The following is a 16,780-nucleotide window of genomic DNA, read 5'->3' as shown; positions in this document are numbered from 1 at the left end:
AACGAGCAGATCAAAAAAAATCGAGGCATCATGGACGGCGCGCAGGTCTCGGCCCTCGCTCTTCTGTCGCAGGTTTTCGGCTTCGACGGCTTTCGTCCGATGCAGGGCGACATCGTCGCTGCGGTAACGGCGGGTGAGGACGTTCTGGCGATCCTGCCGACGGGTGGCGGCAAGTCTCTGTGCTTCCAGTTGCCCGCGCTGATCCGGCCCGGACTGACCGTCGTCATCTCTCCCCTCATCGCGCTGATGCGCGACCAGGTTCGGGCCCTGCGCGAGGCGGGCGTCGCCGCGGGCGCGCTGACCAGCGGCAACACCGAGGAAGAGACGGCCGAGGTGTTCGACGCGCTCCACCGGGGGGCGCTCAAGCTTCTCTACATGGCGCCGGAGCGGCTGGCCTCGGGTGGCACGGGCCGAATGCTGGCCGAGGCGCGCGTGACGATGATCGCCGTCGACGAGGCGCATTGCGTCAGCCAGTGGGGGCATGACTTCCGGCCCGACTATCTGCGGATCAACGCGCTCCGCCGCGCGCTGGACGTGCCGCTCGCCGCGTTCACCGCGACGGCGGACGCCGAGACGCGGGACGAGATCGTCGAGCGTCTGTTCGACGGGCGTGCGCCCCGGCTCTTCCTAGGTGGCTTCGACCGGCCGAACATCCATCTCGCCTTCGCGGCGAAGGAGAGCCCGCGCAAACAGATCCTCGACTTTGCAGCGGCGCGGCCGGGTCAGTCGGGCATCGTCTATTGCGGGACACGCGCCAAGACCGAGACCTTGGCGAAGGCCTTGAGCGACACGGGGGGCGACGCGCTGGCCTATCACGGCGGGATGGAGCCCGACGCGCGGCGCGAGGTCGAGCGGCGGTTCCAGACCGACGACGGGCTGGTGGTGGTGGCGACGGTGGCCTTCGGCATGGGGATCGACAAGCCGGACATACGGTGGGTCGCGCATGCCGACCTGCCGAAGTCGATCGAGTCCTACTACCAGGAGATCGGGCGCGCGGGGCGTGACGGCGCGCCGGCTGAAACGCTGACCCTTTACGGCGCCGACGACATCCGATTCCGCCGGATGCAGATCGACGAGGGGCTGGCGCCGCCCGAGCGGCGGATGGCGGACCACGGGCGGCTGAACGCTCTTTTGGGCCTGGCCGAGGCGCAGGGCTGTCGTCGGGTACGGCTTCTGGCGTATTTCGGTGATGCGGCGGAGCCGTGCGGTGCCTGCGATCTGTGCGATGCGCCGCCCGAGACCTTCGACGGGACCGAGGCGGTGATGAAGGCACTGTCGGCGGTGCTGAGGACGGGCGAGAGCTTCGGGGTGGGGCACCTGACCGACATCCTCGTGGGTTCCGCGACCGAAAAGGTGATGCAGCGCGGGCACGACCGGCTTCCGACCTTCGGCGTTGGCCGCGATATCGACCGGCGCCAGTGGGGCGCGATCTTCCGCCAGATGATGGGGCACGACCTGGTGCGCCCTGATCCCGAGCGGCATGGCGGGTTGCGGATGACGCAGGCCGCACGGCCGATCCTCAAGGGCGAACAGGCGATCCTGCTCCGCCGCGACACCATGACAACGGTGGCGCGGCGGCCAGCGGTGAAGGCCCTGGTGGCGGATGAGGATGCGCCACTTCTGTCGGCGCTGAAAGCCAAGCGGCGCGCGCTGGCCGAGGCGCAGAAGGTTCCGGCCTATGTCATCTTCCCGGACCGGACGCTGATCGAGATGGCCGAAACGCGGCCGAAGTCGCTGGACGAGATGGCGCGGATCGGGGGCGTCGGTGCGAAGAAGCTGGAACGCTACGGCCGGACTTTCCTCGAGGTAATCACGGGCGAGGCGGCGGCGCCTGCGCATCCGGTGCGGCGCAAGCTGGCAGGTCGCGCGGCGGGCGAGGTCTATGATCGGCTGCTGTCGGTGCAGGCGCGTCTGTCGCGGGGCGAGGACGGGACGGGCAAGCCGATGAGCTGCTCGGCCTCGCTTCTGGCGCGTGTCGCCGCGCTGGGGCCCGACGCGGCGGACCAGGTCGAGCGCGTGCTGGGCGACCGGCTGGCCGAGCGGTTCGGGCCGGCGTTCTGCGAGGTCCTGGCCGAGGGCTGATCTTCTTCTGTCGAGAACTACTCCGGGGAGCGCGAGGGGCTGGCCCCTCGTACCGTCAGGCTGTCACGAAGAGGTCCTTGTAGGCCTCGCGCAGCTGGTTCTTCTGCACCTTCCCCATGGTGTTGCGCGGGAGCTCGTCGAGGACGATGAGCTTTCGCGGATGCTTGAAGCGGGCGAGCGACCTGCCCGCCGCCGCCTGGATCGCGTCGAGGTCGGGGGACTGCCCCGGCTCGGGGACTAGGACGCCGACGACGGTTTCGCCGAAGTCCGGGTGGGGCACGCCGATGACAGCGCTTTCCATGACGCCGGGCTGGTCGTCGAGGATCAGTTCGATCTCTTTGGGATAGATATTGTAGCCGCCCGAGATGATGAGATCCTTGTTCCGTCCGACGATGGTGACATAGCCGTCTTCATCGACGACGCCGAGATCGCCGGTGATGAAGAAGCCGTCGGCTCGCAGTTCGGCGGCGGTCTTGTCGGGCATCTGCCAGTAGCCCTTGAACACGTTGGGGCCGCGCACTTCGATCTGGCCGACCTCGCCCTGCTGCACCTCGCGGCCTGTGTCGGGGTCGGTGATCTTCAGCTCCACCCCCGGCAGCGGCTTGCCGACCGTCCCGGCGCGGCGCTCGCCCTCGTAGGGGTTCGAGGTGTTCATGTTGGTCTCGGTCATGCCGTAGCGTTCGAGGATGCGGTGGCCGGTGCGGTCCTCGAACCGGACGTGAGTCTCGGACAGAAGGGGGGCCGAGCCGGAGACGAAGAGCCGCATGTGGGACACGAGTTCCTTCGTGAACCGCGGATCGTCGAGAAGGCGGGTGTAGAACGTCGGCACGCCCATCATCACGGTCGCCCCGGGCAGGGCGGCGATGACCGCGTCCTGATCGAACTTCGGCAGGAAGATCATCGAGCCGCCCCCTGCCAACGTGACGTTCGTCGCGACGAACAGGCCGTGAGTATGGAAGATCGGCAACGCGTGGAGAAGGACGTCGTCGGGTGTGAAGCGCCAGTGCTCCGCCAGCGTCTCGGCGTTGGACAGAAGATTCTTCTGGGTCAGCATCGCGCCTTTCGACCGGCCCGTGGTGCCGGAGGTGTAGAGGAAGGCGGCGAGGTCGTCCGGCGCGCAGTCCACGGTGTCGAAGGCTGTGCGCATCCGGGCGGCGCGCTCCGGCAGGCTGCCGGTCCCGTCCGCATCCAGCGTCATCAGGCGTGCGCCCAAGGAGCTTGCGACGGGTGCAAGGGATGTTTCGCTGGCCCCGTCGCAGATCACGAGTGCGGCGCCGCTGTTCTCGATGAAATAGGTCAGCTCATCGACCGTATAGGCCGTGTTGAGCGGCAGGAAGACGATGCCTGCCTGGACGCAGGCGGCGTAGAGGGCCAGCGCCTCGGGCGATTTCTGCACCTGAGCGGCAAGGCGGTCGCCCGGAGAAAGGCCGGCGTCCGAGAGGACATGTGCGAAGCGCGCCGCAATCCCCAGAAACTCGGCGTGGGTCAGGGTGCTGCCGTCCGGAAGATGGAGGAAGGGCGTGTCCTGTCCGGCGTGCCGTCCGAAGAGGCGGTCGTAGAGCGGATTGGCCATGCGACGGGCTCCTTCAGGCGGTGGCGGTCTCGGCGGCGTTGGCCAGCGCACGGATTTCTCCGGTCGAGGCGATGGCGTAGCTCGCGGCGAAGCGCTCGTGGTTCTGCGCCACCCGGTCGAGGTCGTAGAGGTAGTTGACCATCATGCCGCCCGACTGCGCCATGCCCTTGGCCGAAGTGTCGGCGTCGGCATGAACGGCGTGGACGATGGCGCCGTTGCCGAGGTGGAAGCGGGCGACGGGATCGCGCGGCGCGCCGTGGCGGTCCTTGGCGGTGAGCAGGTAGCGCGCCGCGAGTTCCCGGCGCCGTTTTGGCGTGGCGCCCTCGAGCGAGAGGCCTTCGTCCTCGAGCCAGCGGGAAAGGCCGGGGATGGGCGAGAGGGTGACGAAGGTCTTGAGTCCGGGCAGCGCGACCGACAGATCGGCGGCGACCTGTTTGATAAGCGAGTTACCGAAGGAGACGCCGGCAAGTCCCGCCTGGCAATTGGAGATCGAGTAGAAGACGGCGGTGTCCGCCTCTTCTGCCGTCAGGTGTGCGCGGTCCTCGGCCAGAAGGGTCTGGACCGAGCCGGGGATGCCCCGGGTCAGCGCGACCTCGACGAAGATCAGCGGTTCGTCGGGCATCGCGGGGTGGAAGAAGGCGAAGCAGCGGCGGTCCCGAGGTTGCAGGCGGCGGCGCAGGTCGTCCCAGTCGTCGATTGCGTGGACGGCCTCGTAGGCGATGATCTTCTCGAGGATGTGCGCCGGGCTTTCCCAGTTGATGGGGCGCAGGACGAGGAAACCACGGTTGAACCACGACGCGAAGAGATGTCGGAAATCGAGGTCGAGCGCCTCGAGGTCGGGATCTCCACGGCCGAGCCGCAGAAGATCCTTCCGCATCGACACGAGTTGGCCCGTGGCGCCCGGCACGCGGTTCAGGCGGCGGATCAGTTCTTGGCGGGCGGGTTCGGCGGCCTCCATGAGGGCGCGGTAGCTGTCTTTCGTCTGGCCCTCCTCGTAGGCCGCAAGGGCCGCGCGCAGGCGAAGTGCATCGACCGACATAGCGGTGGCGAGGTGGCGGAAGAAGGCGGTTTTACCCTCGTCGTCCTTCGCGGCGTAGCGCTCGAAGAGTTGCCGCGCGGTGGTGATGCCGGATTCCTCGCCCGCCGTTCCGACGAGGTCGGCGGCGATCTTCTCGATCGGGCGGGTGTCGCGGCGAAGTTTGCCCGGCAGGGGCATCCGGCGCTCGAAGACGGTCGTGAGGAGATCGGCGAAGAGGCTCATCGCGCTGGTCCCATCACCGCCTCGGGCAGCCAGGTGGCGATGCCGGGGAAGATGCAGAGGATGACGATGCCAAGCACCATGCAGAGGACGTAGGGCAGCGAACCGAGCAGGATCGTCTTCAGCGAGATGTCGGGCGCGATGCCGTTGATGACGTAGAGGTTGAGGCCGACGGGCGGAGAGATCAGCCCAATCTCCATGTTGATGGTCAGGATGACCGCGAACCAGATCGGGTCGAAGCCCGCCGCGGTGATGATCGGCAGGAGGATCGGCGCAGCCATCAGGATCACGGCGACCGGCGGCAGGAAGAAGCCGGCGATCAGAAGGAAGACGTTCACCGCCCCCATCAGGACCCACCTGTTGACGTCCAGCGTGCCGATCCATTCGGCGATGGCCTGGGTGATGAAGAGCGAGGACAGCATGTAGCTGAACACGCCCGCCGCCGCGATGATGAAGAGGATCATCACCGACTCGCGGGTCGAGTCCCGCAGGACGACCCAGAGGGCCGACGGCGACCACAGGCGATAGATGACCATGGCGATGACGATGCAGAGAAGTGCGCCAACGGCTGCCGTCTCGGAGGGCGTCGCGATGCCGCCGTACATGGCGTAGAGCACGCCCAGGATGATCGCGAGAAAGGGCAGGACGCGCGGCAGGATCTCGACCTTCTCGCGCCAAGTATAGCTGCTGGCGCTCAGGACCTGGGCATTGCCGGACCGCCAGGTTGACCAGATCGACCAGGCCATGAACAGGACGACCAGCATGATGCCGGGAAAGACGCCCGCGAGGAACAGGCGGCCGATCGAGACTTCGGTCGCGATGCCGTAGACGATCATTGTCACGGAGGGCGGGATCAGGATGCCGAGGGTGCCACCGGCCGCGATCGAGCCCGCGGCGACGCCGTCGGGGTAGCCACGCTTGCGCATCTCGGGGATGCCCATCTTGCCGATGGCCGCACAGGTGGCGGGCGACGAGCCCGACATGGCGGCGAAGAGCGCGCAGGCGCCGAGGTTCGAGATGACGAGGCCGCCCGGTACGCGGGTCAGCCAGCGCTCCAGCGCCTCATAGAGGTCGGCGCCGGCCCGCGTCGAGGCGATGGCGGCGCCCATGATGATGAACATCGGGATCGAGAGGAGCGCAAAGCTGTTCAGTTCGGCGAAGAAGAGGTCGGGCAGAGATATCAGCGAGCGTGCGCCGTCAAAGATCAGGAGGAAGCCCGTCGCGACGACGAGAAGTCCCGCCGCCACGGAAATGCCCGAGAAGAGCATGATGACGGTGGAGAGGCCGACGAGACCGGCGAGCGTGAGCGGTTCCATCAGCCGACCCTCTCTTCGAGTTCCGCCTCATGCGCCATCGACGCGGCGAGCGGATTGTCTCGGCCCGAGACCGTCATCCACAGATCCATGGACAGCTGAAGGAAATAGAGCGCAAAGCCCAAGGGGACGGCGCCATAGGGAATCCAGAGAGGGAAGGCCCAGACCGTCTCGGATTTCCAGTTCCTCGACCAGGCCAGATGGAAGGTGTCGAAGCCGTACCAGACCATGGCGCCCGCCATGGCGATCGTCAGGACAAGGACAAAAAGCGCGAGCACTCGCCGGGGACCGGGCGGAAGAAGGCTTGGCAGAAGGTCGACGCCGACGTGGCCGCGCAGCTTCTGCACATAGGGCAGGCCGATCAGCGTCGCGCCGATCATCAGGTAGATCACCGCCTCGGTCTGCCAGATCGTCGAGCGGTTGAGGATCAGGCGGACGAAGATCATCTGGCAGGTGATCAGCACGGAGGACAGGATCATCAGCGCCGCGATTACGCCGCAGACGGTAGAGACGGCGTTCATCGCCCTCACGGGCAAGGGCGTGTCGACGGGTGCGGGGTCGGACATGGGGCTCTCGCGCAAGGGGGGCCGGGGAAGGCCGCGACGGATGCCGCGGCCCTCGATTTCAGGTCACTCGACGGAGAGCGCCATGTCGAGAAGCTCCTGCCCGCCCGGCGTCTCCTGTACGAAGATCGGGAAGGCGGTCTCCTTGGCCAGCGCGAGCCAGGCGTCGAAGTCCTCGGACGTCATCTCGGCGATCTCGACGCCCGCGTCCGCGAAGGTCTGGCGCGCGATCTCGTCGCCCTTCTTGCCTTCCTCAAGATAGAAGGCCTCGGCCTTGGCCGACGCCTCGGTCAGCGCTGTCTGCTGTTCCGGGGTCAGTCCCTCGAAGGTCGACTTGTTGATGAGGAGCGGCTGGTACATGAACCAAAGCGCCGTGTCGCCCGCGGGCGTATAGCACTTGAGCTGCTCGTAGAGGCGGAAAGACACGAAGCTTTCCGATGAGGTGTTCGTCGCGTCCAGAACGCCGGTCTGGAGCGCGGGATAGATCTCGGACGAGGCCATCGACGAGATCGAAGCGCCGGCGCCGGCCAGCATTTCCTCGAACGACTTGCCTGCGGCGCGGATGCTTATGCCCTGGACGTCTTCGGGCTTGGTGATGCAGCCCTTGTTCGAACCAAAGCCGCCCGCGAGATAGCCGTGGACCAGGACCATGACGTCGTCCTGGGCCATGATCTCGGACAGCTTGTCCATGAAGGGCGAATGCGACAGCCGGTCGCCGTGGTCGAGGTTCTTCACGAGCCCCGGCATCAGGGTGAGGTTGTAGGCGGGCTGCTGGCCGCCCGCGTAGGACAGCGGCAGGACGGTCATGTCGAGCTGTCCGCGCGACAGCGGCGTGTATTGCTCGCGCGCCTTGAACAGCGACTGGTTCGGGAAAATCTGGATCTCGAGGTCGACGCCCGCGGCGGCGACGTCGTCGGCGATCATCTGGGCGATCTGGTGGCGCACGTCGCCGGTGGCGAACTGGTGCGACAGGCGAAGTTCGACCGCCGAGGCGGCGCTTGCTGCAACGGCGAGGGTCAGCACGGATGCTGCTAGAGTCAGTTTCATCGAAGGTCCTCCCTGGACTCCCCGGACTGGCGCCGGGTCGGGTCCTGCGTGGCATAGCATGTATTTCGAGTCAACATTCCTGTATACAAGAACGCCGTTCTTGTTCGGGAAGTTGAGGGCGGCTATGGTCCCGCGCATGGAGCGCAAACGGTCCGACATCATCGCCGACGAACTGGAGGGCCTGATCCTCGAAGGCTCATTCACGGACGGGGCGCGTCTGGACGAGGTCCAGCTTGCCGACCGCTTCCAGGTGTCGCGCACCCCGATCCGCGAGGCGCTGCACCGTCTGACGCAATCCGGGCTGGTCGAGCAGGTGCCCCGCCGCGGCGTCTTCGTGCGACAGCCGGGGCCGGTCGAACTGATCGAGATGTTCGAGGTCATGGCCGAACTCGAGGCGGTCTGCGCGCGGCTTGCGGCAAGCCGGATCACCGAGCAGGCGCTGGAGGAGTTGAAGGCGCTCAACGTCCGGTGTCTGGACGCGGTAGGGCAGGGGCAGTCCGACGACTATTACGAGATGAATGAGGTCTTTCACCGCATGCTGTACAGGCAGTCGGGGAATGCCTTTCTCGAGCAGGAATGTCTGCGCCTTCATCGCCGTCTGAAGCCCTTCCGCCGCCTCCAGTTGCGTGTGCGCGGGCGCCTGTCGCAGTCGATGACCGAACACGAGCAGGTCGTCGCGGCGCTGGAGGCGGGCGACGGAAGCGCCGCGGCGTCGGCGATCCGGGCCCATGTCGCCGTGCAGGGCGAGAAATTCCACCACCTGATGTCCAGCCTGAGGCCCGCTGCGGAGTAGCCGCCGCCGATTTGACCTTGCCAATTAATATTACTTTATACAGTCTCTGCGGAAAACCACGGGAGGATGGAGGGACTTGGTCGAACGCGGGGCATCCGATGGCGGCCGCGCCGCGAGCGTGCCCGGTGCGGGTTGGCAGGCGCCGCTCGTCACCGTATCCGGCGCGTCGAACCTGGCCAACCTGATCGGGCGGGACATCGTGTCGGGTCGCCTGGGCGAGACGCTCCTTCCCTCCGAAGTCGAGATGCGCGAGCGGTACGCGGTGTCCCGCACCGCGCTGCGGGAAGCCTATTCCAAACTGGCCGCCAAGGGTCTTGTCGCCGCGCGTCCCAAGGTCGGCACCTCGGTGAGGCCTCGCGCGGACTGGAACATGCTGGATCAGGACGTTCTGGCCTGGCACCTTCAGACCTCGCCGGTGGGCGAGCTTTTCGCCGACCTCTACGCGCTTCGGAAGATGATCGAGCCCGCTGCTGCCGACCTTGCCGCGCGCATCCGCACCGACGACGACCTGACGCGGATCGACGCCGCCTTCGAGCGGATGACCGAGTCGCGGGGGTCGGCGCTGGTCGAGGCCGACTACGAGTTCCACGTCTCGATCCTGACCGCGACGCAGAACCGCTTCATCCTGTCGTTCAGCGGGCTCATCAAGGCGGCGATGCTGAGCGCTTTCGAGGTCAGCTGGTCGAATGCGGGCGTCGTCCTGGTGAAGACGCGGATCGGACAGCACGGCGAGGTGGCGCGCGCCATTCGCGACGGGAAGGGCGAGACGGCACGGCGGATCATGGCGGCTCTTCTGGAGGATTCGATCGGCGACGTGCGCGCCGCTCTGGACAAGGGACGCACGGCATGACCCGACGCAAGATCGCCTTGGCCGGGATCGGAAAGATCGCGACCGACCAGCATATCCCGACGCTGGCGTCGTCGCCGGACTGGGAACTGGCGGCCGCCGTGTCGCGGCACGGGCGTGTCGAGGGCGTTCCCAACTTCACGGACATGGACGAGATGCTGGCGGCCCATCCCGAGGTCGGGACCGTCTCGCTGTGCATGCCGCCGGTGCCGCGCTTCGCCTATGCCGAAGCGGCGCTGAAAGCCGGGCGGAACGTGATGCTGGAAAAGCCGCCGGGCGCCACGCTGTCGGAGGTTCATGCGTTGGAAAACCTGGCGCGCGAGGCGGGCGTCGTTCTCTACGCTACATGGCATTCGCGCGAGGCCGCCTTCGTGGCGCCGGCGGCGGCGTGGCTGAAGGGTCGGCGGCTGAAGCGGTTCACCGTGACCTGGAAGGAAGACGTGCGGAAATGGCACCCTGGCCAGGACTGGGTCTTCGAGCCGGGAGGAATGGGTGTTTTCGATCCTGGCATCAACGCGCTCTCCATCGTCACGGCGATCCTGCCCGATCCCATCCATGTGACGCGGGCGACGCTGGAAATGCCTGAAAACCGCCAGACCCCCATTGCGGCGACACTGGCTTTTCATCATCCGCAGGGAGCCGAGGTGACGGCGACTATGGACTGGGACCACTCCGGAGACGATGTCTGGCGGATCGAGGCGGTGACCGATGGCGGGACCATGACGCTTGACCGGGGCGGAGCAGAGATGCGCATCGACGGATCGGTCCAGAGCGCCGGTGACGGGCTTCACGGAGAGTATCCCAGGCTTTATGCGCAGATGGCCCGACTGGTGGAGGATGGGCGCTCTGACGTCGACCTCAGTCCGGCGCGGCATGTCTGGGACGCGATGACGCTTGGCCGCCGCAAGATCGTCGCACCATTTCACTGGTAGGGAAGCAAGCATGTTGAAAGAGCCGCTCAAGGGCATACTGCCGGTTGCGCCGACGCCTTTTCACGCAGACGGACGGATCGACGAGGACGGGATGCGCCGTGTGCTCGACTGCATGGTGGATCAGGGCGTCGACGCCATCTGCATCCTTGCCAACTACTCCGAGCAGTTCCTTCTGTCGGACGAGGAGCGCGCCACGCTGATGCGCGTCAGCCTCGAGCGTGTGGATGGCCGGGTGCCGGTGATCGTGACGGTCAGCCACTTCTCGACCGACATCGTAGTGGGCCGCGCAAAGGCCGCCGAGGCGCAGGGTGCGGCGATGGTGATGATGATGCCGCCCTATCACGGCGTGGGGCTGGTGCCGGCCGAGGCGGGCATCCTCGAGCATTTCCGCGCCGTGTCGGACGCGATCACGATCCCGATCATGGTGCAGGACGCGCCGCTTTCGGGCGTCTCGCTACCCGTGCCGACGCTGGTGCGGATGGCGCGCGAGATCGAGAACGTGAGCTACTTCAAGATCGAGACACCCTTTGCCGCCGACAAGCTGGCGGCGCTGATCGAGGCGGGCGGCGACCATATCGTCGGGCCATTCGACGGCGAGGAGGCGGTGACGCTGCTGGCCGACCTCGACGCGGGCTGCACGGGGACGATGACCTCGGCGCTTCAGCCCGAGATGATCCGGCCGATCGTCACGGATTTCCTGGCAGGGAACGGCGAGGCGGCGCTGGACCGGTGGAAGCTGTGCCTTCCGCTCATCAATCACGAAAACCGCCAGTGCGGGTTGCGGGCGACGAAGACAGTGATGATGGAGGGCGGCGTGATCGGGTCCGATTACGTCCGCCATCCTCTCAAGCCGATGAGTGCGCGCACCAGGGAGCGTTTGATCCAGCTCGCGCGCGATCTGGACCTCATCGCGCTCCGGTGGGGCAAGTAGCGCTCAGAAGTCGACCGCGAGACCCTTCTTCTCCCAGTCGCCATATCGGACTGGCTCAGGTCCGTCACGCCCGCCCAGCTCCACGGGCATGTTGGCGGGCTCGGCCGCCTCGCGGCGCGCTTCGGCTTCGGCCAGTGCGCGTTGTGCGGCGGGGGGAAGGTCGGTTCGGCTGGTCTCGGTCATGTCCTCTGTTATAGGGATGGCGCGGTTTCAGACAAGGCAGGGCGATGGCGAAGGCGGGATCGGGCGCGCGGGCGGCGGCGGTGGTGGCGATGACCGCCGTGACCGAGGAGGGGCGGCTTCTGTCCGACGCGCTGGCGAAGGCGACGTCTGGCCTCGAGCCGTCGGATACCGCGCGTGCCGGGCGGCTGGCGACGGGGGCCCTGAGGTGGGCGGGCCGGTCCGACCGGCTTCTCGGTCCGCACCTTCGGATGAAGCCCGAAGAGCAGGTGATGAACATCCTGAGGCTGGCGCTTTACGAGATGTACGCCGAGGGGACGCCGTCGCACGCCGCGGTCGATGGAGCCGTCTCGCTGGCCGCGCGCCCGAAGGCCGGGCTGGTGAATGGCGTCCTGCGCAACATCCAGCGCCGCGATCCCGACTGGTCGGCGCTTCCCGTGCCGAGCATCCAGAAGTGGCTGAGAAAGCGGTTGGTCGCGGCCTGGGGCAAGGAGGCCGTTGCGGCGATGGAAGCGGTTCAGGCGACCGAGCCGCCTCTGGACCTGACGCTTCGCGATCCGGCGACGGCGGACACATGGGCGCAGACCCTCGACGCCGAGATCCTGCCGATGGGGAGCCTGCGCCTTTCTCAGCACGGCCAGATTTCTGCTTTGCCGGGTTTTGCCGAGGGTGCCTGGTGGGTGCAGGATGCCGGGGCGACGATGGCCGTTCGCGTGCTCGACCCAAAACCCGGCGAGCGGGTCCTCGACCTCTGCGCGGCGCCGGGGGGCAAGGCCATGCAACTCGCCGCGGCGGGGGCGAGGGTCACGGCTCTCGACATCGCGGCCGACCGGATGACGCGCGTCGGCGAGAACATTTCGCGGACGGGGCTCGCGGCCGATCTAGTCGTTGCGGACATGATGACGTGGGAGCCCGACGCGCCCTTCGATGCCATCCTTCTCGATGCGCCCTGTTCCGCCACGGGCACGCTGCGGCGTCACCCGGATCTGGCCTATGCGCGGGACGGGAGCGGGATCGACATGCTGACCGAACTTCAGGCGGCCATGCTCGATCGTGCGCTCGGCTGGCTGACGCCGGGCGGGCGGCTGGTCTATTGCACCTGTTCGCTGTTGCCCGAAGAAGGCGAGGCGCAGCGCGACGGCGTCCTGGCCCGGCATCCGGACGTGACGCTTTCGGACCATGTTCCCGAGGGCACCGACCCCGCCTGGATCACGTCCGGAGGCGGACTGCGCCTGCGTCCCGACCATTGGGCGGAGCGGGGCGGCATCGACAGCTTCTTCGTCATGCGGCTGGAAAAACGCCCATGACACCCTCGCCGTTCGCGGCTATGCTTCCGGCCATCACAGGCCCGATCGAACGGGCGGCAGAGGCAGGACGACCCCGTTGTCCAACGACGAGAGCTGGTCCGCGCGCAAGACGCGCTGGTTGAACCATTTCCACGCTCGCGTGGCCTCGCTGACGCGTCCGGCGACTGCCTTCACCTCGACCCCGGAACCCCGCACCATCGGCACCTTCGCGCGGGGTCGGCAGATCACCGGCGGCAATTTTCTCTTCGCGGGCTACCTCGTGCAGGCTCCCGGGACCGCGATCTGGGACCTGCCGATGCCGGACCAGGCCTTCGAGGCCGATCTGCACGGATTCACCTGGCTCGATGACCTCGCGGCCGTCGGCGACGTCCACGCGACACGCCGGGCGCAGGACTGGACCCACGAGTGGGTGCGCCGCTTCGGGCGGGGCGTGGGGCCGGGGTGGACGCCCGACCTGACGGGGCGGCGGCTGATCCGCTGGATCAACCATTCGATCCTTCTTCTCAACGGTCAGGAGCGCGACGTCAGCACCGCCTACTTCCGCTCGCTCGGCGCGCAGACCCGGTTTCTCGCCCGGCGATGGAAGGCGGCCTCGCCCGGTCTGCCGCGGTTCGAGGCGCTGACGGGACTGATCTACGCCGGCATCGCCCTGACAGGCATGGACAGGCACGTCGACGTGGCGACCCGGGCGCTGGTGCGCGAGTGCGGCAACGAGATCGACGCCGAGGGCGGGCTTCTGACGCGCAACCCCGAGGAACTGCTGGAGGTCTTCACGCTGCTGAACTGGGCGGCGGTCGCCCTTCAGGATGCCGGGAGGACGCCCGGACCGGACCTCATGGGCGTCATCGCGCGGATCGCCCCGGTGTTGCGCGCTTTGCGACACGCCGATGGCGGGCTGGCCCGGTTCCACGGCGGCGGACGCGGGATGGAGGGCCGGCTGGATCGCGCGCTGGCGACGGCGGGGGTGCGGGGAGCCGCGCGGCACGATCTTGCAATGGGTTTCGCGCGGATCGCGCATGGGCGGACGACGGTCATCATGGATGCGGCCTCGCCGCCGCGCCCGGACGTTTCGGAGAATGCCCACGCCTCGACGCTGGCGATCGAGCTGACCTCGGGGCGGAGGCCGCTGATCGTGAACTGCGGTTCGGGCGCATCGTTCGGGAAGAACTGGCGGCGCGCTGGCCGGGCGACGCCCAGCCATTCGACCCTAGGGATCGAGGGATACTCCTCGTCGCGCCTCGGCGTCGCAGGGATGGTGTCGGGGAAGAAGGCCGAGCTTCTGATCGACCGGCCCGAGGACGTGCGGTTCGAGCGCGTCGAGGTCGAGGGCGGCACGCGCATCGTCGCGGGCCACAACGGCTGGCAGGCGAGTCATGGGCTGACCCATGTCAGGACGCTGCACATCGGGTTCGAGGGGCGCGAGCTGCGGGGCGAGGACGTGCTTCTCGCCATGACACCCGCCGACAAGCGCCGGTTCGACATCGTGTTCGACCGCTCGCGACTGGAAGGCATTCCCTTCGCCGTGCGCTTTCATCTGCATCCCGACGTCGACGCGACCCTCGACATGAACGGAACGGCGGTCTCAATGGTGCTGAAGTCGAGCGAGATCTGGGTCTTCCGGTTCCAGGGGCCGGTTCAGCTTGCGCTCGAACCGAGCGTTTACCTGGAGAAATCGCGGCTGAGTCCGCGTGCGACCAAACAGATCGTTCTATCCGGACGGGCCATGGAGTATGCTACCCGCGTCAGCTGGACCCTTGCCAAGACGCAGGATACGCCCACGGCGATCCGCGACTATGCGCAGGAAGACGAGCTGGCACAGAGATAGGCAGACAGGATCCGACCGACCGATGAGCCAATTGCAGCAGGTGCGCCGTGCGCTGATTTCCGTATCCGACAAGACCGGACTTGTTCCCTTCGCCCGCGCCTTGGCTGAGCGGGGCGTCGATCTGGTCTCGACCGGAGGAACGGCGAAGGCGCTGCGCGAGGCGGGGCTGGAGGTGTCGGACGTGTCGGATCTGACGGGTTTTCCCGAGATGATGGACGGCCGGGTCAAGACGCTGCATCCGGCGGTGCATGGGGGTCTTCTGGCATTGCGCGACGACGCGGGGCATGTCGCCTCGATGGAGGCGCACGGGATCAAGGCGATCGACCTTCTGGTGGTGAACCTCTATCCCTTCGAGGCGACGGTGGCGGGCGGTGCGGACTACGACACCGCGATCGAGAACATCGACATCGGCGGGCCCGCCATGATCCGGGCCGCTGCGAAGAACCACGGCTTCGTCACCGTGGTCGTCGACGTCGAGGATTACGACGCGGTCCTCACAGAGATGGACGCCCACTCCGGCTCGACGAGCCATGCGTTCCGGCAGCGGCTGGCACAGGTCGCCTACGCGAGGACCGGGGCCTACGACGCCGCCGTCTCGACCTGGATGGCGGGGGCGATTGGCGAGACCCAGCCGCGCCGCCGCGTCTTTGCGGGCAGGCTCGCTCAGGGCCTGCGGTATGGCGAAAACCCGCATCAGGGGGCGGCGTTCTATACCGATGGCCTCGATGTGCCGGGCGTCGCCACGGCACGGCAACACCAGGGCAAGGAGCTGTCCTACAACAATATAAACGACACCGATGCGGCCTTCCGGCTGGTGGCCGAGTTCGAGCCCGCGGACGGGCCGGCGGTGGCGATCATCAAGCACGCGAACCCCTGCGGGGTCGCGCGGGGGGCGACCTTCGCGGAGGCGTTCGGGCGCGCGTTCGATTGCGACCGCACCTCTGCTTTCGGGGGGATCGTGGCGCTGAACGGAACGCTCGACGGCGATACGGCGCGCGCGATTTCCGAGATTTTCACCGAGGTCGTCATAGCTCCGGACGCGACCGACGAGGCGAAAGAGGTCTTCGCCGCGAAGAAGAACCTGCGCCTTCTGACGACCGGCGGTCTGCCCGATCCGGCGGCGCGGCGGCTTGCGGTGCGGCAGGTCTCGGGCGGCTGGCTGGTGCAGGACGACGACGTGGGGCAGATCTCGGAGGATGATCTCAGGGTGGTGACGAAGCGCGCGCCGACCGACGATCAGGTGGCCGACATGCTTTTCGCCTGGCGCGTGGCGAAGCACGTCAAGTCGAACGCCATCGTGTATGCAAAGCGTATGGCAACTGTCGGCATAGGGGCGGGCCAGATGAGCCGCGTCGACAGTTCGACCATCGCGGCCCTGAAGGCCGGACGGATGGCGGCGGAGCTGGGTCTGCCCGAGAGCCCCGCCGCCGGATCCGTGGTCGCCTCCGACGCCTTCTTCCCGTTCCCCGACGGCCTTCTCGCCGCGGCCGAGGCAGGGGCGACGGCGGTGATCCAACCCGGCGGATCCCTGCGCGACGATGCGGTGATCGAGGCGGCGGACGCCGCAGGCCTTGCAATGGTGTTCACCGGCATGAGACATTTCCGGCACTGATGCGTTCGCTGGCCCCCTTGACCGTGACGACGATCCTGATCGTCCTCGCCGACCAGATCTCGAAGCTGGCCGTCGTGCATGTCATGGATCTCAAGTCGCTTGGCGTCATCATCGTGGCCGATCCCTTCCTGATCCTGCGCATGGCCTGGAACGAAGGCATCAACTTCGGCTTCCTGCCGTTCGCCGGAAAGTGGGTGCTGATCGGCCTCGCGGCTGCGATCTGCGCGTGGATCCTCGGCTGGATGATCCGCGACAGGCCAAGCCGCATCGTGCAGATCTCGGCGGGGCTGGTCGTGGGCGGCGCCATCGGCAACGTCATCGACCGGCTGCTCTACGGGGCTGTGGCGGACTTCCTGAACATGTCGTGCTGCGGGTTCGAGAACCCCTGGTCGTTCAACGTCGCCGACATCGCGATCTTCCTTGGCGCCTTCGGACTGATCCTGTTCACGGGCGACAGCAAGAAAGACGTCCAGACGCCGCGCAACGGCTGAGACGGCGGCACGGGAGACGGTGGGAC

15 protein-coding genes are annotated in these 16,780 nt (G+C 67.3%); 9 read left to right on the top strand and 6 right to left on the bottom strand.

Annotated features, from left to right (window positions below):
• The first annotated feature begins 30 nt into the window (after positions 1-30).
• On the top strand, positions 31-2,082 hold the full coding sequence (gene recQ, locus EF888_RS19200) for a DNA helicase RecQ (protein WP_109760828.1): 2,052 nt from the start codon (positions 31-33) through the stop codon (positions 2,080-2,082).
• Between the two features lie 55 nt (positions 2,083-2,137).
• On the opposite strand, the gene EF888_RS19195 is transcribed toward recQ, so the two are convergent.
• From EF888_RS19195 to dctP, 5 genes are all read right to left on the bottom strand, one after another.
• Positions 2,138-3,655, bottom strand: a complete 1,518-nt coding sequence (locus EF888_RS19195) for a malonate--CoA ligase (RefSeq protein WP_109760829.1) — start codon at positions 3,653-3,655, stop codon at positions 2,138-2,140.
• Between the two features lie 13 nt (positions 3,656-3,668).
• On the bottom strand, positions 3,669-4,916 hold the full coding sequence (locus EF888_RS19190; protein WP_109760830.1) for a malonyl-CoA decarboxylase domain-containing protein: 1,248 nt from the start codon (positions 4,914-4,916) through the stop codon (positions 3,669-3,671).
• Positions 4,913-6,229, bottom strand: coding sequence for a TRAP transporter large permease (locus tag EF888_RS19185; protein ID WP_109760831.1), 1,317 nt, complete (start codon positions 6,227-6,229; stop codon positions 4,913-4,915). The genes EF888_RS19190 and EF888_RS19185 overlap by 4 nt, the downstream gene beginning before the upstream one ends.
• Positions 6,229-6,792, bottom strand: a complete 564-nt coding sequence (locus tag EF888_RS19180) for a TRAP transporter small permease (protein ID WP_109760832.1) — start codon at positions 6,790-6,792, stop codon at positions 6,229-6,231. The genes EF888_RS19185 and EF888_RS19180 overlap by 1 nt, the downstream gene beginning before the upstream one ends.
• Positions 6,793-6,855: 63 nt before the next feature.
• On the bottom strand, positions 6,856-7,836 hold the full coding sequence (gene dctP, locus EF888_RS19175) for a TRAP transporter substrate-binding protein DctP (RefSeq protein ID WP_109760833.1): 981 nt from the start codon (positions 7,834-7,836) through the stop codon (positions 6,856-6,858).
• A 136-nt stretch (positions 7,837-7,972) separates the two neighbouring features.
• Between dctP and EF888_RS19170 the strand changes: the two genes are divergently transcribed.
• The 4 genes from EF888_RS19170 (at position 7,973) to EF888_RS19155 (ending at position 11,339) form a co-directional block, all read left to right on the top strand.
• A complete protein-coding gene (locus tag EF888_RS19170; protein WP_109760938.1) occupies positions 7,973-8,629 on the top strand; it encodes a GntR family transcriptional regulator in 657 nt (218 codons plus the stop codon).
• A gap of 76 nt (positions 8,630-8,705) precedes the next feature.
• Positions 8,706-9,479: a FadR/GntR family transcriptional regulator gene (locus EF888_RS19165; protein ID WP_109760834.1), complete on the top strand. Its 774-nt coding sequence runs from the start codon at positions 8,706-8,708 to the stop codon at positions 9,477-9,479.
• On the top strand, positions 9,476-10,408 hold the full coding sequence (locus EF888_RS19160) for a Gfo/Idh/MocA family protein (RefSeq protein WP_109760835.1): 933 nt from the start codon (positions 9,476-9,478) through the stop codon (positions 10,406-10,408). The genes EF888_RS19165 and EF888_RS19160 overlap by 4 nt, the downstream gene beginning before the upstream one ends.
• 13 nt (positions 10,409-10,421) lie before the next feature.
• Positions 10,422-11,339 (top strand): dihydrodipicolinate synthase family protein, encoded by a 918-nt coding sequence (locus EF888_RS19155; RefSeq protein ID WP_109760939.1) that lies wholly within the window; start codon positions 10,422-10,424, stop codon positions 11,337-11,339.
• Positions 11,340-11,342: 3 nt separating this feature from the next.
• On the opposite strand, the gene EF888_RS19150 is transcribed toward EF888_RS19155, so the two are convergent.
• Complete coding sequence (locus EF888_RS19150; RefSeq protein WP_109760836.1) at positions 11,343-11,522, bottom strand: DUF1674 domain-containing protein; 180 nt, start codon at positions 11,520-11,522, stop codon at positions 11,343-11,345.
• A gap of 44 nt (positions 11,523-11,566) precedes the next feature.
• Between EF888_RS19150 and EF888_RS19145 the strand changes: the two genes are divergently transcribed.
• The 4 genes from EF888_RS19145 to lspA all read left to right on the top strand — a co-directional run bounded on the left by EF888_RS19145 (position 11,567) and on the right by lspA (position 16,754).
• Complete coding sequence (locus EF888_RS19145) at positions 11,567-12,826, top strand: RsmB/NOP family class I SAM-dependent RNA methyltransferase (RefSeq protein ID WP_109760837.1); 1,260 nt, start codon at positions 11,567-11,569, stop codon at positions 12,824-12,826.
• A 76-nt stretch (positions 12,827-12,902) separates the two neighbouring features.
• A complete protein-coding gene (locus tag EF888_RS19140) occupies positions 12,903-14,651 on the top strand; it encodes a heparinase II/III family protein (protein WP_241239741.1) in 1,749 nt (582 codons plus the stop codon).
• Positions 14,652-14,673: 22 nt separating this feature from the next.
• Positions 14,674-16,263: a bifunctional phosphoribosylaminoimidazolecarboxamide formyltransferase/IMP cyclohydrolase gene (gene purH / locus EF888_RS19135; protein ID WP_109760838.1), complete on the top strand. Its 1,590-nt coding sequence runs from the start codon at positions 14,674-14,676 to the stop codon at positions 16,261-16,263.
• Entirely contained in the window at positions 16,263-16,754 is a 492-nt protein-coding gene (gene lspA, locus EF888_RS19130) for a signal peptidase II (RefSeq protein WP_109760839.1), read from the top strand. The genes purH and lspA overlap by 1 nt, the downstream gene beginning before the upstream one ends.
• Positions 16,755-16,780 lie beyond the last annotated feature (26 nt).

It is taken from the genome of Silicimonas algicola (genome assembly GCF_003970735.1).
GTDB classification, from domain to species: domain Bacteria; phylum Pseudomonadota; class Alphaproteobacteria; order Rhodobacterales; family Rhodobacteraceae; genus Silicimonas; species Silicimonas algicola.
This window is presented reverse-complemented; position numbering and strand designations above follow the sequence as displayed.

Coding starts and splice junctions, on each gene's coding strand:
- EF888_RS19160 (WP_109760835.1), top strand. CDS start 9,476: ATGACCCGACGCAAGATCGCCTTGGCCGGGATCGGAAAGATCGCGACC.
- EF888_RS19150 (WP_109760836.1), bottom strand. CDS start 11,522: ATGACCGAGACCAGCCGAACCGACCTTCCCCCCGCCGCACAACGCGCA.
- EF888_RS19180 (WP_109760832.1), bottom strand. CDS start 6,792: ATGTCCGACCCCGCACCCGTCGACACGCCCTTGCCCGTGAGGGCGATG.
- EF888_RS19185 (WP_109760831.1), bottom strand. CDS start 6,229: ATGGAACCGCTCACGCTCGCCGGTCTCGTCGGCCTCTCCACCGTCATC.
- purH (WP_109760838.1), top strand. CDS start 14,674: ATGAGCCAATTGCAGCAGGTGCGCCGTGCGCTGATTTCCGTATCCGAC.
- dctP (WP_109760833.1), bottom strand. CDS start 7,836: ATGAAACTGACTCTAGCAGCATCCGTGCTGACCCTCGCCGTTGCAGCA.
- recQ (WP_109760828.1), top strand. CDS start 31: ATGGACGGCGCGCAGGTCTCGGCCCTCGCTCTTCTGTCGCAGGTTTTC.
- lspA (WP_109760839.1), top strand. CDS start 16,263: ATGCGTTCGCTGGCCCCCTTGACCGTGACGACGATCCTGATCGTCCTC.
- EF888_RS19190 (WP_109760830.1), bottom strand. CDS start 4,916: ATGAGCCTCTTCGCCGATCTCCTCACGACCGTCTTCGAGCGCCGGATG.
- EF888_RS19170 (WP_109760938.1), top strand. CDS start 7,973: ATGGAGCGCAAACGGTCCGACATCATCGCCGACGAACTGGAGGGCCTG.
- EF888_RS19195 (WP_109760829.1), bottom strand. CDS start 3,655: ATGGCCAATCCGCTCTACGACCGCCTCTTCGGACGGCACGCCGGACAG.
- EF888_RS19145 (WP_109760837.1), top strand. CDS start 11,567: ATGGCGAAGGCGGGATCGGGCGCGCGGGCGGCGGCGGTGGTGGCGATG.